Here is a 16,896-nt window from a genome sequence, read left to right on the forward strand (position 1 = left end):
GTGAGAGACTGGGTGGATGAGCACTGCAGAGAACGAGACGATCGAAGAAGCCCCCGTCACGAACCGCAAGCAGCCGTTCCCGCGCGGATTCCTGGACACGATCTCCACCGGCTGGGCCGAGCGCCCCGAGTCGCTGCCGGCCGCTCGCCCGCAGGCCGCGTACGCCGCGGCCCGGCGCGATGCCGTGTCGGCCGCGTTCCCCGGCAAGCGCCTCGTGATCGAGGCCGGTTCTTTCAAGCAGCGCAGCAATGACACCGACTACCCGTTCCGCGCGCACTCGGCCTTCGCGCACCTGACCGGCTGGGCGATCGACTCCGAGCCGGACTCCGTGCTCGTGTTCGAGCCGGCGGAATCCGGGCACGACGTCACGCTGTACTTCCGCGAGCGCGCCGACCGCACGACGACGGAGTTCTATGCGGATGCCACGATCGGCGAGTTCTGGATCGGACCGCGTCCGTCCCTCGCCGGCGTCGCGGCGGACCTCGCCGTGGCGACCGACCACCTCGAGGCGTTCAGCGCCGCCGATGACGACGTGACCCTGGCCGACGACGAGCTCGCCCGCTTCGTGTCGGAGCTGCGTCTCATCAAGGACGAGTACGAGATCGACGAGATGCGCCGCGCCGTGGAGATCACCGCACGCGGGTTCGACGACATCATCGCGGCGCTCCCCGACGCGACGCGGCATGCGCGCGGCGAGCGGGTCGTGGAGGGCGTGTTCCACCGACGGGCCCGCGAGGACGGCAACGGCGAGGGCTACGACACGATCGCGGCATCCGGTCCGCACGCGTGCTACCTGCACTGGACGCGCAACGACGGCACGGTTCTTCCCGGCGACCTCATCCTCGTGGATGCCGGCGTCGAGGCCGACAGCCTGTACACGGCCGACGTCACGAGGACCCTCCCCGTGAACGGCACGTTCTCGGACGTGCAGCGCCGCGTGTACGAGACGGTCCTCGAGGCCGCAGACGCCGCGTTCGCCGCGGCACGACCCGGTGTGCGCTTCCGCGAGGTGCACGAGGCCGCGATGGCCGTGATCGCGAAGCGCACCGCCGAGTGGGGTCTGCTCCCGGTCACCGCCGAGGAGGCCCTCGATGCCGACGCCGGCGGGCAGCACCGCCGCTACATGGTGCACGGCACGAGCCACCACCTCGGCATCGACGTGCACGACTGCGCGCAGGCGCGGCGCGAGATGTACTACGACGGTGTCCTGGAGGCCGGCATGGTCTTCACGATCGAGCCCGGCCTGTACTTCCAGATCGACGACCTGACGGTTCCCGAGGAGTTCCGCGGCATCGGCGTGCGCATCGAGGACGACATCCTCATGACCGCAGACGGCCCGGTGAACCTCTCGTCGGACATTCCGCGGACGGCCGACGAGATCGAGGCGTGGATCGCGCGCGGCTCGCAGGGATGACGGGCCCGGAGGAGTGAACCGGTCCGGAAGCCTCGCACGCCGGCTGTTCTGGACGGGCTTCGCGGCGTACACGGCGGTCGCCGCCTGGGCGGAGTTCGTGAACTGGCGATCGAGTACGCGGTCGGTCGCCCCCGCGCGCACCGCGAGCGGATCCCCCGTCACGGAGGCCGTGGTCGTGCTCGGATACGGCAACGCCGGCGAGCGGGCGAACCTCGTCAACAGGTACCGGATGCGGGCCGGCATCCGCTCGATCGATCGCGAAGCCGACACCACGGTCGTCCTGTGCGGCGGAACCGTGGAGGGCGACACGCCAGAGGCCGTCATCATGGAGCGCTACGCCCGTGACGAGCTGGACTACACCGGCGCGATCGTGCTCGAACCGGACAGCCGGTCGACGTGGGAGAACATCGAGAACGCGATCCCCCTGATCGAGCACGCCGACGTCATCAAGATCGTGTCGAACTCGCCGCACGCCGAGGTCGCCCGCGAGTACCTCCGCCAGCAGCGGCCCGATCTGGCGGATCGACTCGTGCGCGCCGATGAGCACCGGTTCGGCGAGATCGTGCCGATGAAGATCGGCGTTGCGCTGCGACTGCTGCTGTTCCGCTGGCAGCACCGCTGAGGATCCGGCGGGTCAGCGAGTGGCGAACTCCGCCACGAGCGGGGCGAGGGATGCGCCGATCTCATCGGCGGGACGCTTTCGTCCCTTCACCTCGAATGAGTGGCCGCCGCCCTCGATCCACGCGATGCGCGCGTCCTGACACGTCGCGACGACCTGCTCGAACTGCGCGATCGGCTGCACGAACGGGTCGTTCGTCCCTTCGATGAAAAGTTGCGGCGCGGCGATCGACGGCAGGTGCTCGGCCCGGAGCTTCTCGGGCTGCCCCGGCGGATGCAGCGGGTATCCGAGATAGATCAGTCCGTCGACGTCGAGCCCCTCAGCGACGGCCATCGACGCCATCCGGCCGCCGTACGACTTGCCCGTCGCCCAGATCGGCCCCGCGGACATCTCTCGGGCATGCGCGACCGCTGCGCGCCAGGTGACGGTCGCATGGGCCGCAGGCCCCGGCATCCGCCTGCCCTGCTCCCGGTAGGGAAAATTGAATCTCATCGTCGAGAATCCGACTGCGTTCAGCGCGTCGGTGAAGCCGACGAGGAACGGATGCTCCATCCCGGCCCCGGCGCCATGCGCGACGACGATCGTCCCTCTGCCGTCTCCGTCGCCCCATGCGGCGCTGACGGTGACGGTGCTCTGGGGCAGCTCGACGTCGAAGCCCACGTCAGCTCGCGTCGTCGCGCTTCTCGACGGGCGCGTCCGCCGCGGCGTCCGGCTGCTCGTCGCCGGCGTTCTCCTTCGCTTCGACTCGCTCGCCGTACCGCGGCTTCGCGTCGGCAGCGCGTGTGTCTGCAGGGCGCGGGTCGGCCGGTCGCGGCGGAATAACGTGCCCGGCCGGACTCTGCTGGGCCGCGGCGGCGGCATCCGTGCCAGGGGCGACGCGTTCGCCGTAGCGCGGCGGCTCGTCCAGATCGACCGGGGGTCGCACGACCTCGGTGCGCTGGCCGGTGCCGAGGGCCTCGCGGGCCTTCGCGAGGGACGCCGGCATGACGGTGACCTCGTAGTGGTCGGCGGCGAGCTGGGTGACGCTCGCGAAGTCGCGCCGGCGTCGGACGATCGCGTAGGTGACGAGGCTGAGGATCATGCCCAGCGCGACGCCGATGAACACGAACCCGACGAACAGCTGGATCGGGGCATCCGGGTTCCCGATCACGAGGATCGCCGAGAGCAGCAGGCCGATGAGCACGCCGTTGACGGCTCCCGACCGGGCCGCCGCCGCGTAGCCGAGGCGTCCGGTGACCCGCTCGATCGTGCGGACGGACTGCCCGACGATCGCGATGTCGCGGGCGGGCACCTCGGCGGCGATCAGCTTCGACACCGTCTTCTGGGCGGCCTCGTATTCGCGGACCGATGCGACGGTCTCGCCGACTGCGGTGCCGGTGGCTGGACGGTTCAACATGCTCATCCGCCCATTGTTCCACGCACGCCTCTGCAGGAGCCGAGATCCGGGTCGCGCGGACTACGCTGGACGCGTGAGCACACAACGGGTTTTCGTCGCGCGCCTGGCCGGCTGCGCCGTCTTCGACCCCGTGGGCGACCGGCTCGGCAAGGTCCGGGATGTCGTCATCGTGTACCGAAGTTCGGCTTCGCCCCGTGTGATCGGGCTGGTCGTGGAGATCCCCGGCCGCCGTCACGTGTTCATGTCGATCGGCAGGGTCACGTCGATCCGTGCCGGTCAGGTCCTGACCACGGGTCTCATCAACGTGCGCCGCTTCCAGCCCCGCCCGGGCGAGGTGCGCGTGCTCGCCGAGCTGCTGGGCCGCCGCGTCGAGCTCGTCGACGGCAGCGGGAGCGCGGTCATCGAGGACGTCGCCATCGAACCGAACCGGCTCGGCGAATGGAGCGTCAACCAGCTCTTCCTGCGCAAGCCCAAGACGAGCGCGTCCCCCTTCGCGAAGGGGCCGACGACGTTCGCCGCCTGGAACGAGGTGACCGAGAAGCACACACCGGGCGAGTCGCAGTCGGCGGAGCAGCTCGTGGCCTCGTACTCCGAGCTGCACGCCGCCGACCTCGCCACGACCCTCCTCGACCTTCCTCAGCAGCGACTCATCGAGGTCGCCGAGGAGCTCTCCGACGACCGCCTCGCGGACGCCCTCGAGGAGATGCCGGAAGAGGATCAGGTGCACATCCTCGACGGCCTCGGCGACGAGCGCGCGGCCGACATCCTCGATCACATGGAACCGGACGACGCGGCCGACCTCCTCGCCCAGCTCCCCGAGAAGCGGCTCGAGCAGCTGCTCGATCTGATGGAGCCGGAGGAGGCGGAGGACGTCAGGACGCTGCTGAGCTACGGACCGGACACCGCGGGCGGCCTCATGACGACGGAGCCGATCGTGCTGTCTGCCGATGCGACGGTCGCCGAGGCCCTCGCCCTGATCCGTCGCCACGAGCTGCATCCCGCACTGGCCGCGGCCGTCTTCGTCACGCTGCCGCCGTTCGAGACGCCCACCGGGCGTCTGCTCGGCGTCGTGCACTTCCAGCGGATGCTGCGCTACCCGCCCCATGAACGTCTCGGCGCGATCGTCGACGAGACGATGGAGCCGATCTCGGTGGCGGCCTCCGCCGCGGAGACCGCCCGGCTGCTGGCGAGCTACGACCTCGTCTCGCTCCCCGTCGTCGACGCGGCGGGGCGTCTGGTCGGCGTCGTCAGCATCGACGATGTGCTCGACTACCTGCTGCCCGACGACTGGCGCACCCAGGATGCCGATGACGAACTGACCGCAGGGGGTGCGCGATGATGGCCAAGGACGACCGCTCGGGCCTCGACGCCCCGCTCGGCCGCGGCGCGTCGCGTCAGAAGCCGCAGTCGCGCGACCGGTTCGGGCGCTTCACCGAATGGGTCGCCCGTGCCATGGGCACGCCCGTCTTCCTCCTGATGCTCACGCTGTTCTGCGCGCTGTGGATGGTCTACACGGTCGTCGCCGAGCAGAACGGCTGGTGGCGGTTCGACTCAGCCGCCCTCGGCTTCACCGCGCTGACGCTGATCCTGTCGCTGCAGGCCTCGTACGCCGCGCCGCTGATCCTGCTCGCCCAGAACCGGCAGGACGACCGCGACCGCGTGCAGATCGAGCACGACCGCCAGCGCGCAGAGCGCAACCTCGCCGACACCGAGTACCTCGCCCGCGAGATCGTCGCGCTGCGCATGGCCCTCGAGGAGCGCAACGCGCAGGCGGTGACCCGCGACGTGCTGCGGCACGAGCTGCGCGCGCTGCTCGCCGACCTCGACGACGAGCCGCCCGCCGAGGCCGCAGGAGACACCAGGACGGGCCCGATCACCCGGCCGCGGCGACCACGCGCATGAGCGCGGCCGACCGCGTCCGTGCGGCCGTCGGCGCCGTCTCCGATCCGGAGCTGCGACGGCCCATCGGCGAACTCGACATGCTCCGCGACATCACGGTCGAACGCGGCAGGGCGACGGTCGGCATCGTCCTCACGATCGTCGGGTGCCCCGCAGCCGACCGGATCGAGTCCGATGTCCGCCGTGCCGCGGCATCCGTCGACGGCATCGCCGAGGTCGACGTCGAGGTCGGCGTGATGACGCCTGCGGAGCGCGCCGCACTCACCGAGAAGCTGCGTGACGGACGACCGGCACGGCAGATGCCGTTCGGACCCGATTCGCTCACCAGGGTCATCCTCGTCTCGAGCGGCAAGGGCGGGGTCGGCAAATCCACGCTCACCGCGAACCTCGCCGTCGCGCTGGCGGCTCAGGGGCTCGCGGTGGGCCTCGTCGACGCCGATGTCCACGGATTCTCCATCCCCGGGCTGCTCGGCATCCCCGCCGGCACCCAGCCCACCCGCATCGACGACCTCATGCTCCCCCCGGTCGCCCACGACGTGAAGACGGTCTCGATCGGGATGTTCCTGCGCGACGGCGAGGCCGTGGTCGCCTGGCGCGGACCCATGCTGCACCGCACCGTGCAGCAGTTCCTCACCGACGTGTTCTTCGGCGACATCGACGTGCTGCTCATCGACATGCCGCCGGGCACCGGCGATGTCGCGATCTCGATCGGGCAGCTCCTGCCGCACGCCGAGGTCGTCGTCGTGACCACCCCGCAGTCCGCGGCATCCGACGTCGCCATCCGCAGCGGCCTGGTCGCCCGGCAGACCGGTCAGCGCGTGATCGGCGTCGTCGAGAACATGGCCGCCCTCACGCTGCCCGACGGCACGACCGTCGACCTGTTCGGATCCGGTGGCGGAGCCGAGGTGGCCGCCGCGCTCTCGCAGTCAGGGGACGATGTGCCGCTGCTGGCCTCGGTGCCGCTCAGTCCCGCTCTGCGCGCAGGCGGCGATGCCGGCATCCCGGTCGTCCTCGGCGCGCCCGAGGATGCCGCGGCGCAGCAGATCGACGCCCTCGCGCGCCGGCTCGTGCGCCAGGGCCGGCGGCTGCCCGGCAGGTCGCTGCCGATCACGGTGACGAGGGCCACCGCTGACGAGTCGTGAAAGACTCGTGAGGTGACTGCCGATTCCCCCGCACGCACCGCCGTCGTGGATGCCGAGATGATCCGCGCAATGACGACGGATGCCGTGATCTACACGCTCACCCGTCCACTGGCCGTGATCGCGTACGCGGCGCTGATCGCGGCGTTCGTCGTCAACGCGATCGTCCTGGGGATGGTCGGGGGCGACCAGGAGCAGACGACGACGCTGACCTGGACCATGCTCGCGATCGCCGCCCTGATCGTCGCGTCGATCCTCTTCACCAGGGCGTCGACGCGCCGTGCCATCAGCACGACGATGCCGCCGGGATCAGTGGTCCGTGTCGAGGTGGGCGAGGAGTCGCTCAAAGCGGTCTCCAAAGCCGGGGCCTCCGAAATCCGCTATGCGACGTTCCGGTCCGTGCATGTCGGCCGGCACGCGGCGCTGCTGCGCCTGCGTGGAACATCGGTCGTCACGGTCCTGCCGCGGGCCGTGCTCAGCGACGAGGACGTCGCGCTGCTGAAGTCCAGGATCTGACGGACAGGGCCGCGCACTCAGACAGGCTCAGGTGGCCTCGAGGTCGAACGGCGGCGGGGAATCGCGGGTGAACTCGGGCCGGGTCTTGAGCGGGCCCGGGCTCGACGCGGTGACGGCGGGCGCCGGCGCCACAGCCGTCGAGGCTGCCGTCGCGGGCGCTGCCGTCGCGGGCGCTGCCGGCGCGTCCTCGAGCAGGGCGTCGCGGATGATCCGCCGCGGGTCGTACTGCCGCGGGTCGAGTTTGCGCCAGTCGACCTCGTCCATCTCCGGGCCGAGCTCATCGCGCATCCGCGTGCGCGTGTCCCGCAGGTACTCCCCCGCCTTGCGGACGAACCCGGCGAACGCCTCGGCCGCTTTCGGCAGCCGCTCAGGACCGATGATGACCGCGGCGATCACACCGATGAGAAAGAGCTTCTCGATGGTAAGGCCGAAATCCATGTAGACAGGCTACCCGCCGCGCCTGACGGTGAAGAACCCGACGTGCGAATACCCTGGGAACCGGAGGATACGGCCATGAGCGAGAACGACGCGAACGCACGATACATCCGCGAGGCGGTCATCGAGCCCGCGCACATCGCGCGCGCCCGCACGCATGCTCAGGAGCTCGGCGTCGCATCGGTGAGCCCCGCCGTCGGGGCGCAGCTCGCGGTGCTCGCCGCGACGACGGATGCCCGATCGATCGTCGAGATCGGCACCGGAGCCGGTGTCTCCGGCCTGTGGATGCTGCGCGGCGCTCCGCGCGCCGTCCTGACCTCGATCGACAACGAGCCCGAGCACCTCGCGGCCGCCCGGCGCGGCTTCGCCGAGGCGAAGGTCCCCGCAACCCGCGCCCGGTTCATCACCGGGCGCGCGGCCGAGGTGCTGCCGCGCATGAACGAGGGGGCGTACGACATCGTCCTCGTCGACGCCGACCCCGAGAACGTCATCGAGTACGTCGAGCACGGGCTGCGCCTGGCCCGCACCGGCGGTGTCGTCGCCGTGCCCCGGATTCTCGCGGGCGGGCGAGCCGCCGACCCGGTGCAGCGCGACGCCGTCACCAGCGCATACCGGTCACTGATCCAGGAGACGCAGGAGTCCCCCGCCGTGCTGGCTGCGATCTCGACCGCCGGCGAGGGCCTGCTGCAGCTCGTCAGCCTCAGCACGGACTGACTCGGACTCCGTGCGACATTCGCCGCACAATGAGTCGTTCGGACCCGGTGCGGAATCGGATGGGATCGTCGTCGTGCAGCCCGGAGGACGACGAAGGGCGGCGGATCCGAGGATCCGCCGCCCTTCAGGGTGAAAACCCGAGTCTCAGCTCACGACGCCGGCGAGGACGTCGTGCAGCTCCTTCGCCTCTTCGTCGTTGACCGAGACGACAAGGCGACCGCCGCCTTCGAGGGGGACGCGCACGATGATGAGTCGTCCCTCTTTCACGGCCTCCATGGGTCCGTCTCCGGTCCTCGGCTTCATCGCTGCCATCGTGGCTTCCTTTCCCTCGGTGGTATGCATCAAGTTTATCGGTACACTTCCGCCCCGGTGCGCGCCCAGGGGGAATACCTCGTGAACACCGCCCCACCGGCGTTCAGGGGACCTGCCAGAACGTGTTCCCGTTCGCGTACATCTGATCGATCCACAGCCATTGACCGGCGATGCACAGCGCGAGAACGGTGCATCGATACGTCCTCGACCGCGGGACGGCGAGCGCTCCGGCGAGCGGGGTGAGGGGCATCAGCAGCCGGAACGTGCTGGACTGCGGAAAGAACACCGCGAGCAGGTACAGCAGATAGCTCGCACCCCACAGCCGCAGGTCGGCGCCGAGCCTGCGCACCTGCGGCAGCAGCAGAGCGGCTGCCGCCGCGAGCACGAGCACGACGAGGGCGACGATCCCCCACGCCGCGGGCATCCCCCACTGGACGAACCAGAACTGAGCCGCCTGGATCCAGCCGTCGAAGGGCACGAAGGCGGCCTCGCCGACACCCCAGTTGCGCCGCCAGGCCAGCTCTGTCGCGAGATAGGCGCCGGGATCCCCGGTGACGAGACCCGCGATCGCCTGCCAGCCGAACCCCGTGGCCGTCGCCAGCGCCCCGAGGGCGATGATATGGACGACGTCGCGGGCCGGCAGCGGTTCGCGACGACGACGGACCCAGCGCAGGATGCCGTGCAGCCCCAGGTACAGCGCGAAGGCGAGGATGCCGGGTCGCGTGAACGCCATGACGGGGATGAGCGCGTACAGCCAGCCGTAACGGCGCCGCCCGACCAGATCGAGCGCGATGAGCAGGAGGAGCACGAACAGCACTTCGGCGTACCCGACCTGGAAGAGTGCGGCCAGCGGCCCCCACGCGAAGAAGGCGACAGCCCACAGGCTCGCCGAGTTGCCGATTCGCGGGCGCAGCAGCCGGTGCAGTGCGACGCAGGCGAAGAAGCCGGCCACGAGGGAGACCAGCAGCGCACCGGCGCCCCACGAGCCGAACGGCGCCCCGACGATCTGAGCGGTGTATGCGTACACGGGCATGAACGCCCACGCGTTCTCCGCGACCTGGCCCGTCTCGGTCAGCGGCAACGTCTGCGGGTAGCCCTCCCATGCGATGAGCCAGTACCACTGGGCGTCCCAGCCGACGATGAAGCTGCCGATGCCCGCGTTCTCACCGAATCGGGATGCCGCATCCGACCGCTCGGCGGCGAGCAGGAGAAGACCGGTGGTCACCAGACGTGCAAGCACGTAGATGATGCTGATCCTGGCGACGGTGGGCAACCACGCCCAGCGCCGCGCGGAGCCGATCAGCGCGCGGTGAGCCACGCGCGCAGACCTCGCTCGACCGCGTCGATCTGCTCGAGCGGCACGCGCTCCTCGTCGTGGTGGGCCAGATGAGGGTCGCCGGGCCCGTAGTTGACGGCGGGGACGCCGAGAGCGCTGAACCGCGCGACGTCGGTCCAGCCGTACTTGGGGCGCGGGGTCGCGCCGACGGCCTCCACGAACTGCTGAGCGATCGGAGCATCCAGGCCGGGACGCGCCCCGTCGGCCGCGTCCGTGATCTCGACCTCGAACCCGTCGAGCACGCCGCGCAGGTGAGCCTCGGCGTCGGCCGCGTTCTTGCTGGGCGCGAACCGGTAGTTGACCTCGACCTCGCACAGATCCGGGATGACGTTGCCGGCCACCCCGCCGCCGATGCGCACGGCGCTCAGGCTCTCGCGGTACGCCAGTCCCTCGACCTGGACCTCCTTGGCCCGGTACCCGGCGAGCCGGGTGAGGATGGGCGCCGCGGCGTGGATGGCGTTCTCGCCCACCCACGCTCTGGCGCTGTGCGCACGGACGCCATGCGTGCGCACCATCGCGCGCAGCGTCCCGTTGCATCCGCCCTCGACCTCGCCGTTCGACGGCTCGCCGAGGATCGCGAAGTCCGCGGCGAAGAGCTCGGGCCGGTCCGCCGCGAGGAGGTTCAGCCCGTTGAGGGATGCCGCGACCTCTTCGTTGTCGTACCACATCCAGGTGATGTCGATCGCGGGCGCGGTGATCTCGGCGGCGAGCTTCAGCTGCACGGCGACCCCGGCCTTCATGTCGACCGTGCCGCGCCCCCACAGGTGCGGGACGCCGTCGACGTCCACGGACCGGGTGGGCAGGTTGTCGTTGATCGGGACGGTGTCGATGTGGCCGGCGATCACGACGCGGCGCTCCCGGCCGAGCGTGGTGCGCGCGACGATCGTGTTGCCGTGGCGGATGACCTCGAGGTGCGGCAGCGCTGAGACCGCCTCCTCGATGGCGTCCGCCAGAGGGGCCTCCTCTCCGGAGACGCTGGGGATGTCGCAGATCGCGCGCGTGAGGTCGACGGAGGACGAGGTCAGGTCGAGCGTCATGAACCCAGCCTACGGCGAAGCACACGAGCGGACCGCGGTAGCGTGGATGCATGAGCAACGCGCGCACCGTCTGGGGCATCGGCCTGTCGACCATCGCCGGCGACGGCACCGTGCTGGACGCCTGGTACCCGCACATCGGGACCGGCTCGGTCATCGAGGCGAAGCTCAGCGAACTCGAGGAGCACGCCGGCGCTGATGAGCGTCGCAATGTGACGATCGAGACCGTGCAGCTGCAGATCGATCTGGATGCCGCCCCGGCATCCACCGTCGACGCCTACCTGCGCCTGCACGCGCTGTCGCACCTGCTCGTGCGGCCGAACGAGCTCAACCTCGACGGCATCTTCGCTCACCTGCCCAACGTCGCGTGGACGAACGCCGGACCGATGCATCCCGACGATGCCGCACGCCTGCAGGCGCAGATGCGCCGGCACAGCATCCAGGTGCAGGGGCTGGACAAGTTCCCCCGGCTGACCGACTACGTCCAGCCCACGGGAGTCCGCATCGCCGATGCGTCGCGCGTGCGCCTCGGCGCCCACCTCTCCCCCGGCACGACCGTGATGCACGAGGGCTTCGTGAACTTCAACGCCGGGACGCTCGGCGCCTCGATGGTCGAGGGCCGCATCTCGCAGGGCGTCGTCGTCGGCGAGGGGAGCGACATCGGCGGCGGGGCATCCATCATGGGCACGCTCTCCGGCGGCGGCACCGTGCGCGTCTCGATCGGTGCTCGCACCCTCCTCGGTGCGAACTCCGGGCTGGGCATCGCCCTGGGCGATGACTGCATTCTCGAAGCCGGCGTGTACATCACAGCTGGGTCGAAGGTGGTGCTCGTCGACGGGCCTGACACGGCAGGCGGGGGCAAGCGCATCGTCAAGGCCGCCGAGCTCAGTGGCCGCAACGGACTGCTGTTCTGGCGCAACTCCGTCACCGGCGCGATCGAGGCGAAGCAGCGTGAAGGTGTCGGCGTCACGCTCAACGAGGCCCTGCACGCCTGAGCCCTTCGACAGGCTCAGGGACCGCACCCCCGCGCTCTGCTAGTCTTGTGAGGTTGCCCGGTACCGGGCGACTGCGTCGTCGACACGGGGTCCACCCAGACCGAAGTGAGCTGCAGAGCTCCTCCACCAGTTGGCGTTTCGAACGGCGAACCTCTGCGCACCTCCTGTGCGCGGTCGCCCATCCCACTATTCGCGCACGAGTCGTCGTGCGCTGACGGAGTACATCCATGCCCACCTTCCTTGAACTCGGCGTGCCCGCACGCCTCGCCGACGTGCTCGCCGCCGACGGCAAGACCGAGGCGTTCGCCATCCAGCGCGACACCCTCCCCGACTCCCTGGCCGGACGCGACCTGCTCGGCCGCGGCCGCACCGGCAGCGGCAAGACCATCGCGTTCGCCCTGCCGCTCGTGGCCCGCCTGGCCGGGTCGCAGAAGCGCACGCGCGCCCAGCACCCCCGTGGTCTCGTGCTCGCCCCGACCCGTGAGCTCGCGACCCAGATCGCGGCCACCGTGGCCCCGCTCGCAAAGGCCGCGGGCCTCACCGTCACGACGATCTTCGGCGGCGTCAGCCAGCGCCCGCAGGAGCAGGCGCTGCGCGGCGGCGTCGACATCGTCGTCGCCTGCCCCGGCCGGCTCGAGGACCTCATGAAGCAGAAGCTCGTCTCCCTCGACGCGGTCGAGGTGGCCGTGCTCGACGAAGCCGACCACATGGCCGACCTCGGATTCCTCCCCGGTGTCACCCGCATCCTCGCGGCGACCCCGACCGGCGGACAGCGCCTGCTGTTCAGCGCGACGCTGGACCGCGGTATCGACGCACTCGCCAAGCGCTTCCTCTCAAACCCCGTGAGCCACGAGGTCGACGAGGCGAGCGTCCCAGTCGGTGAGATGACGCACCGCGTGCTGGTGACCACGTCCGCCGAGCACAAGACGGTGCTCGTGCGCGAACTCGCCGCCGGCACCGGTCGCCGCATCCTGTTCACGCGCACCAAGCACCAGGCGAAGAAGCTCGCCAAGGCGCTGACCGCAGCCGGCATCCCCGCCGTCGACCTGCACGGAAACCTGTCTCAGAACGCCCGTGAGCGCAACCTCAGCGCCTTCTCGACCGACCCGGCCGACGGCGGCGTCCGCGTGCTCGTCGCCACCGACGTCGCCGCTCGCGGCGTGCACGTCGACAACGTCGATCTCGTCGTCCACGTCGACCCGCCCATGGAGCACAAGGCGTACCTGCACCGCTCCGGCCGCACCGCGCGCGCGGGAGCTGCGGGAACCGTCGTCACCGTCGTGCTGCCCGAGCAGCGCCGCGACGTGAAGGACCTGTTGCGCAAGGCTCAGATCACCGCCGACCTCGAGCAGGTCGACGCCGCGATCGTCGAGGAGCTCGTCCCCGAGCGCGCGCCGCACGTCAAGCCGGCGCCGGTGCAGCCGCAGCAGCGTCAGCAGCCGAAGAAGCCGCGCCAGCCGCAGCAGGGCGGAGCCCCGGCACCCGGATCGCCCGCCCGCCGGCGCCGCCGTCCGCAGAACCACAGCGGCCAGACGCACGGCAGCCAGACACACGCGGGCCAGACGCAGGCGGCCCAGGGGCAGCCGGCCAAGCAGGGTCAGCGCCACGGCCAGCGTCCCGGCATCCAGGTCGGGCAGCGCGTCGACACGCGTCGCCCGCGCCGCGCGCAAGGCGGCGGATCCCAGGGGCGCTGAGCGCCTCGCCGAAAGGCCCCGACCGGTCACACCGGTCGGGGCCTTCGACATCGATCAGGGTGCTGTCGGATCAGGTGCCGAGCGCACTGGCTCGCGCCGCGGCGTGCTCCGCGTCGGTGATGACTCCGCGTGCGTGCAGATCATCGAGTTCGGCAAGACGCTGCTCGATCGATGGTGGAGCCACCTCGGCCACAGGCGTCCCGGCCGGGCGCAGAAGCTCGCTGCGCAGAACCTGAGCCGTAGCCTGCGTCTGCATGGTCAGTGGGTCGTATCCCGCCTCCTTCGCAGTCTTCCAGTTGCGTACCGCCGCGACGATGATGAAGATCACCGCCGCGACGAACAGGACACCGAAGATCGCGAAAGCGATGCCCATGGAACCGGGCATGGCGTCGAAGAGCGCATCATCCATGGCGGAATACTATCCCCCGCCACCCAGCGCGCACGCCCGCGCCGCGGACGGCGCGTCCCCGACCTCAGCGGGTCTGGAACGTGCGCTCCGGCGACCCCGTGTACAGCTGCTGCGGGCGGCCGATCTTCGTCTGCGGGTCGAGGTTCAACTCGCGCCACTGGGCGAGCCAGCCGGGCAGGCGGCCGATCGCGAAGAGCACGGTGAACATGCGGGTCGGGAAGCCCATCGCCTTGTAGATCACGCCGGTGTAGAAATCGACGTTCGGGTAGAGGCGGCGCTCCTTGAAGTAGTCGTCCGCGAGGGCGATCTCCTCGAGCTCCTTGGCGAGGTCGAGGAGCGGATCGGTGACGCCGAGCTCGCGGAGCACCTCGTCAGCGGCCTCCTTGACGAGCTTGGCGCGCGGGTCATAGTTCTTGTAGACCCGGTGGCCGAAGCCCATGAGCTTGACGCCCTCTTCCTTGTTCTTCACGCGCTCGACGAAGCGCTGCACGCCCTGACCCGAGTCGCGGATCTCGGCGAGCATGCTCAGCACGGCCTCGTTCGCGCCGCCGTGCAGCGGACCCGAGAGCGCCTGGATGCCGGCCGAGATCGAGGCGAACTGGTTGGCTCCGGTCGAGCCGACCAGGCGCACCGTCGAGGTCGACGCGTTCTGCTCGTGGTCCTCGTGGAGGATCAGCAGCAGCTCGAGCGCCTTCGACATCACCGGGTTGATCTCGTACGGTTCGGAGTTCACGCCGAAGTTGAGCTTGAGGAAGTTGTCGACGAAGCTCAGGGAGTTGTCGGGGTACAGGAAGGCCTGGCCGACGCTCTTCTTGTGCGCGTACGCCGCGATCACGGGGAGCTTGGCGAGCATGCGGACCATGTTCAGCTCGACGTGCTCGGGGTTGTTCGGGTCGGTCTGGCCCTCGTAGTAGGTCGAGAGCGCGGCGACCGCGGACGACAGCACCGACATGGGGTGCGCGGTGTGCGGAAGAGCGGAGAAGAAGTGCTTGAGGTCCTCGTGCAGGAGAGTGTGGCGCCGGATGCGCTCGTCGAAGTCGGCCAGCTCGGAGGCCGTGGGCAGCTCGCCGTAGATGAGCAGCCAAGCGACCTCGAGGTAGGTGCAGTTCTTGGCGATCTGCTCGATCGGGTAGCCGCGGTAGCGCAGGATGCCCTGATCGCCGTCGATGTACGTGATCTCGGACTTCGTCGACGCCGTGTTCACGAACCCGTAGTCGAGGCCGGTGAAGCCGGTCTGCTTGGTCAGCGTCGAGAAGTCGATGCTGTCCGCCCCCGCCGTGCCCCGCAGGATCGGGAACTCGGCAGTGGTCTCGCCGACCGTGAGAGTGGCCTTGGTCTGCTGGTCTCCCGCTGCACTCACGCGGACCTCCTTGTGGGTTTACGCGACCATGTCGGTCAGATTCGTCCTGATGGTCGATGGCTCGATGGCGATGCACGGCGCCGGGCGCCTGGCCGGATCCCGACCGAATCGCCTTTACAGCCTAGTCGTCAGATCGACCTACTGTGACATCCGCCAAGAGATGCGTGGATCGTGCGGCGGGTTCCTACAGGACGGCCGCGTTCAGCCGGCGCGCACCCTCGGCTATGCGCTCCAGCGGTGCCGTCAGAGCGAGGCGCACGTGCTGGGCGGCGTCGGGTCCGTAGAAGGGTCCTGGGCCGGCCAGGATGCCGAGATCCGCGAGCCGACCCATTGATTCCCAGGCGTCCCTGCCCTCTGTGGCCCACAGGTAGAGCCCGGCCTCGGAGCCGTCGATCCGGAAGCCGGCCGTCCGCAGAGCCGGCTTTAGCAGGTCGCGGCGGGCGCGGTACAGCTCCTTCTGGGTCGCTACGTGCTCGTCATCGCCCAGGGCCACGACCATCGCCTGCTGCACGGGCGCCGGCATCATGAGCCCCAGGTGCTTGCGCGCCATGAGCAGGTCGGCGATCACCCGCGCGCATCCGGCGACGAAGGCGGCGCGGTAGCCGGCGAGGTTGGACTGCTTGCTCAGGGAGTACACGCTGAGAAGGTTGCTCCGGGCTGCGCCGGTCACTCGCGGGTCGAGGATGGAGGGCACCGGTTCGCTCGCCCACGGACCGTCCCAGCCGAGTTCGGCATAGCACTCGTCGCTGGCGAGGACGGCGCCGAGCTCACGAGCGCGGCTGACGGCCGCGGCGAGCTCTTCGACCGTCCAGGTGCGCCCGTCGGGGTTTCCCGGAGTGTTGATCCAGATGAGCTTGGTGCCCTCGGGCCAGGCCGCGGGATCGTCCTCGGCCACCGGCGTGGCACCGGCGACGCGTGCCCCGACCTCGTAGGTCGGATACGCGACCCGGGGAAAGACGACGATGTCGCCCTCGCCGAGTCCGAGCAGCGTCGGCAGCAGCGCGACGAGCTCTTTCGAACCGACGGTGGGCAGCACGTTGTCGACGGTGAGGTCCGGCACTCCCCTGCGCCGTGCGTACCACTCCACGATCGCCTCGCGCAGCGCCGGAGTACCGATGTTCTGCGGGTAGGCGTGGGCATCCGTGGCCTCGGCGAGCGCCTGCCGGATGACGTCAGGGGTCGGGTCGACGGGCGAGCCGATGGAGAGATCGACGATCCCCTGCGGATGCTCCGCCGCGCGCTCACGGAACGGGACGACGGCATCCCATGGGTATTCGGCGAGATCCCTGACCCCCACGCCCTACTCTCCCTGCGGCGGGAGCGCGGCGATGATCGGGTGGTCGTGCTTGATGACGCCGACCTTGGCCGCGCCGCCGGGCGAACCGATCTCTTCGAAGAACTCGACGTTCGCCTTGTAGTAGTCCTGCCACTCGTCGGGCAGGTCGTCCTCGTAGTAGATCGCCTCGACGGGGCACACCGGCTCGCAGGCGCCGCAGTCGACGCACTCGTCGGGGTGGATGTACAGCGATCGCTCGCCCTCGTAGATGCAGTCAACGGGGCACTCGTCGATGCAGGCGCGGTCCTTGACATCGACGCACGGGAGGGCGATCACATACGTCACCCC

At 70.1% G+C, this 16,896-nt stretch carries 19 protein-coding genes; 9 read left to right on the plus strand and 10 right to left on the minus strand.

Annotation, left to right across the window (positions count from 1 at the left end; genetic code table 11):
• Positions 1-16 precede the first annotated feature (16 nt).
• Entirely contained in the window at positions 17-1,414 is a 1,398-nt protein-coding gene (locus KEC56_RS07665; RefSeq protein WP_227530465.1) for an aminopeptidase P family protein, read from the plus strand.
• Positions 1,415-1,427: 13 nt separating this feature from the next.
• A complete protein-coding gene (locus KEC56_RS07670) occupies positions 1,428-2,036 on the plus strand; it encodes a YdcF family protein (protein WP_227530466.1) in 609 nt (202 codons plus the stop codon).
• Positions 2,037-2,048: 12 nt separating this feature from the next.
• Here the strand turns inward: KEC56_RS07670 and KEC56_RS07675 are convergent, their stop codons facing one another.
• Positions 2,049-2,693 (minus strand): alpha/beta hydrolase family protein, encoded by a 645-nt coding sequence (locus KEC56_RS07675; protein ID WP_372456251.1) that lies wholly within the window; start codon positions 2,691-2,693, stop codon positions 2,049-2,051.
• Between the two features lies 1 nt (position 2,694).
• Positions 2,695-3,435 carry a YflT domain-containing protein gene (locus KEC56_RS07680; RefSeq protein ID WP_227530467.1) on the minus strand — a complete coding sequence of 247 codons (741 nt, stop codon included), beginning with the start codon at positions 3,433-3,435 and terminating at the stop codon, positions 2,695-2,697.
• A 67-nt stretch (positions 3,436-3,502) separates the two neighbouring features.
• Between KEC56_RS07680 and KEC56_RS07685 the strand changes: the two genes are divergently transcribed.
• Genes KEC56_RS07685 through KEC56_RS07700 form a run of 4 tightly spaced genes read left to right on the plus strand, consistent with a single transcriptional unit; the run spans position 3,503 to position 6,983 of the window.
• Positions 3,503-4,768, plus strand: coding sequence for a magnesium transporter MgtE N-terminal domain-containing protein (locus tag KEC56_RS07685; protein ID WP_175985881.1), 1,266 nt, complete (start codon positions 3,503-3,505; stop codon positions 4,766-4,768).
• A complete protein-coding gene (locus KEC56_RS07690) occupies positions 4,768-5,331 on the plus strand; it encodes a DUF1003 domain-containing protein (protein WP_227530712.1) in 564 nt (187 codons plus the stop codon). The genes KEC56_RS07685 and KEC56_RS07690 overlap by 1 nt, the downstream gene beginning before the upstream one ends.
• A complete protein-coding gene (locus KEC56_RS07695; protein WP_227530468.1) occupies positions 5,328-6,470 on the plus strand; it encodes an Mrp/NBP35 family ATP-binding protein in 1,143 nt (380 codons plus the stop codon). Before KEC56_RS07690 ends, KEC56_RS07695 begins: the two co-directional genes overlap by 4 nt.
• A gap of 12 nt (positions 6,471-6,482) precedes the next feature.
• Entirely contained in the window at positions 6,483-6,983 is a 501-nt protein-coding gene (locus KEC56_RS07700) for a hypothetical protein (protein ID WP_227530469.1), read from the plus strand.
• Positions 6,984-7,010: 27 nt separating this feature from the next.
• Here KEC56_RS07700 and KEC56_RS07705 read toward each other — a convergent pair whose 3' ends face one another.
• Entirely contained in the window at positions 7,011-7,421 is a 411-nt protein-coding gene (locus KEC56_RS07705; protein WP_227530470.1) for a twin-arginine translocase TatA/TatE family subunit, read from the minus strand.
• A gap of 75 nt (positions 7,422-7,496) precedes the next feature.
• On the opposite strand from KEC56_RS07705, the gene KEC56_RS07710 reads away from it, so the two are divergent.
• Entirely contained in the window at positions 7,497-8,132 is a 636-nt protein-coding gene (locus tag KEC56_RS07710) for an O-methyltransferase (RefSeq protein ID WP_227530471.1), read from the plus strand.
• Between the two features lie 144 nt (positions 8,133-8,276).
• Here the strand turns inward: KEC56_RS07710 and KEC56_RS07715 are convergent, their stop codons facing one another.
• The 3 genes from KEC56_RS07715 to dapE form a co-directional block, all read right to left on the minus strand.
• On the minus strand, positions 8,277-8,444 hold the full coding sequence (locus KEC56_RS07715) for a DUF3117 domain-containing protein (RefSeq protein ID WP_147039918.1): 168 nt from the start codon (positions 8,442-8,444) through the stop codon (positions 8,277-8,279).
• 103 nt (positions 8,445-8,547) lie between these two features.
• Positions 8,548-9,762, minus strand: a complete 1,215-nt coding sequence (locus KEC56_RS07720) for a putative hexosyltransferase (RefSeq protein WP_227530472.1) — start codon at positions 9,760-9,762, stop codon at positions 8,548-8,550.
• A complete protein-coding gene (dapE, locus tag KEC56_RS07725; protein ID WP_175985877.1) occupies positions 9,744-10,817 on the minus strand; it encodes a succinyl-diaminopimelate desuccinylase in 1,074 nt (357 codons plus the stop codon). Before dapE ends, KEC56_RS07720 begins: the two co-directional genes overlap by 19 nt.
• A gap of 50 nt (positions 10,818-10,867) precedes the next feature.
• On the opposite strand from dapE, the gene dapD reads away from it, so the two are divergent.
• Together dapD and KEC56_RS07735 are read left to right on the plus strand one after the other, a co-directional pair.
• The gene (gene dapD, locus KEC56_RS07730; RefSeq protein ID WP_175985876.1) at positions 10,868-11,809 is read left to right on the plus strand and encodes a 2,3,4,5-tetrahydropyridine-2,6-dicarboxylate N-succinyltransferase; all 942 of its coding nucleotides are present in this window, start codon (positions 10,868-10,870) and stop codon (positions 11,807-11,809) included.
• Between the two features lie 227 nt (positions 11,810-12,036).
• Complete coding sequence (locus KEC56_RS07735) at positions 12,037-13,503, plus strand: DEAD/DEAH box helicase (RefSeq protein ID WP_227530473.1); 1,467 nt, start codon at positions 12,037-12,039, stop codon at positions 13,501-13,503.
• Between the two features lie 70 nt (positions 13,504-13,573).
• Here KEC56_RS07735 and KEC56_RS07740 read toward each other — a convergent pair whose 3' ends face one another.
• From KEC56_RS07740 to fdxA, 4 genes are all read right to left on the minus strand, one after another.
• On the minus strand, positions 13,574-13,912 hold the full coding sequence (locus KEC56_RS07740) for an SHOCT domain-containing protein (protein ID WP_227530474.1): 339 nt from the start codon (positions 13,910-13,912) through the stop codon (positions 13,574-13,576).
• Between the two features lie 64 nt (positions 13,913-13,976).
• Positions 13,977-15,272 (minus strand): citrate synthase, encoded by a 1,296-nt coding sequence (locus tag KEC56_RS07745; RefSeq protein ID WP_227530475.1) that lies wholly within the window; start codon positions 15,270-15,272, stop codon positions 13,977-13,979.
• A 184-nt stretch (positions 15,273-15,456) separates the two neighbouring features.
• The gene (gene dapC, locus KEC56_RS07750) at positions 15,457-16,569 is read right to left on the minus strand and encodes a succinyldiaminopimelate transaminase (RefSeq protein WP_227530476.1); all 1,113 of its coding nucleotides are present in this window, start codon (positions 16,567-16,569) and stop codon (positions 15,457-15,459) included.
• A 3-nt stretch (positions 16,570-16,572) separates the two neighbouring features.
• Positions 16,573-16,893, minus strand: a complete 321-nt coding sequence (gene fdxA / locus KEC56_RS07755) for a ferredoxin (RefSeq protein ID WP_227530477.1) — start codon at positions 16,891-16,893, stop codon at positions 16,573-16,575.
• Between the last annotated feature and the right edge of the window lie 3 nt (positions 16,894-16,896).

It is taken from the genome of Microbacterium tenebrionis (assembly GCF_020682665.1).
In the GTDB taxonomy this organism is placed as follows: domain Bacteria; phylum Actinomycetota; class Actinomycetes; order Actinomycetales; family Microbacteriaceae; genus Microbacterium; species Microbacterium tenebrionis.

What these genes read in the sequence shown, in the direction of transcription:
- KEC56_RS07695 (WP_227530468.1), top strand. Translation starts at nt 5,328, where the DNA reads ATGAGCGCGGCCGACCGCGTCCGTGCGGCCGTCGGCGCCGTCTCCGAT.
- KEC56_RS07710 (WP_227530471.1), top strand. Translation starts at nt 7,497, where the DNA reads ATGAGCGAGAACGACGCGAACGCACGATACATCCGCGAGGCGGTCATC.
- dapD (WP_175985876.1), top strand. Translation starts at nt 10,868, where the DNA reads ATGAGCAACGCGCGCACCGTCTGGGGCATCGGCCTGTCGACCATCGCC.
- KEC56_RS07680 (WP_227530467.1), bottom strand. Translation starts at nt 3,435, where the DNA reads ATGAGCATGTTGAACCGTCCAGCCACCGGCACCGCAGTCGGCGAGACC.
- KEC56_RS07740 (WP_227530474.1), bottom strand. Translation starts at nt 13,912, where the DNA reads ATGGATGATGCGCTCTTCGACGCCATGCCCGGTTCCATGGGCATCGCT.
- KEC56_RS07735 (WP_227530473.1), top strand. Translation starts at nt 12,037, where the DNA reads ATGCCCACCTTCCTTGAACTCGGCGTGCCCGCACGCCTCGCCGACGTG.
- KEC56_RS07690 (WP_227530712.1), top strand. Translation starts at nt 4,768, where the DNA reads ATGGCCAAGGACGACCGCTCGGGCCTCGACGCCCCGCTCGGCCGCGGC.
- dapE (WP_175985877.1), bottom strand. Translation starts at nt 10,817, where the DNA reads ATGACGCTCGACCTGACCTCGTCCTCCGTCGACCTCACGCGCGCGATC.
- KEC56_RS07705 (WP_227530470.1), bottom strand. Translation starts at nt 7,421, where the DNA reads ATGGATTTCGGCCTTACCATCGAGAAGCTCTTTCTCATCGGTGTGATC.
- KEC56_RS07715 (WP_147039918.1), bottom strand. Translation starts at nt 8,444, where the DNA reads ATGGCAGCGATGAAGCCGAGGACCGGAGACGGACCCATGGAGGCCGTG.
- KEC56_RS07665 (WP_227530465.1), top strand. Translation starts at nt 17, where the DNA reads ATGAGCACTGCAGAGAACGAGACGATCGAAGAAGCCCCCGTCACGAAC.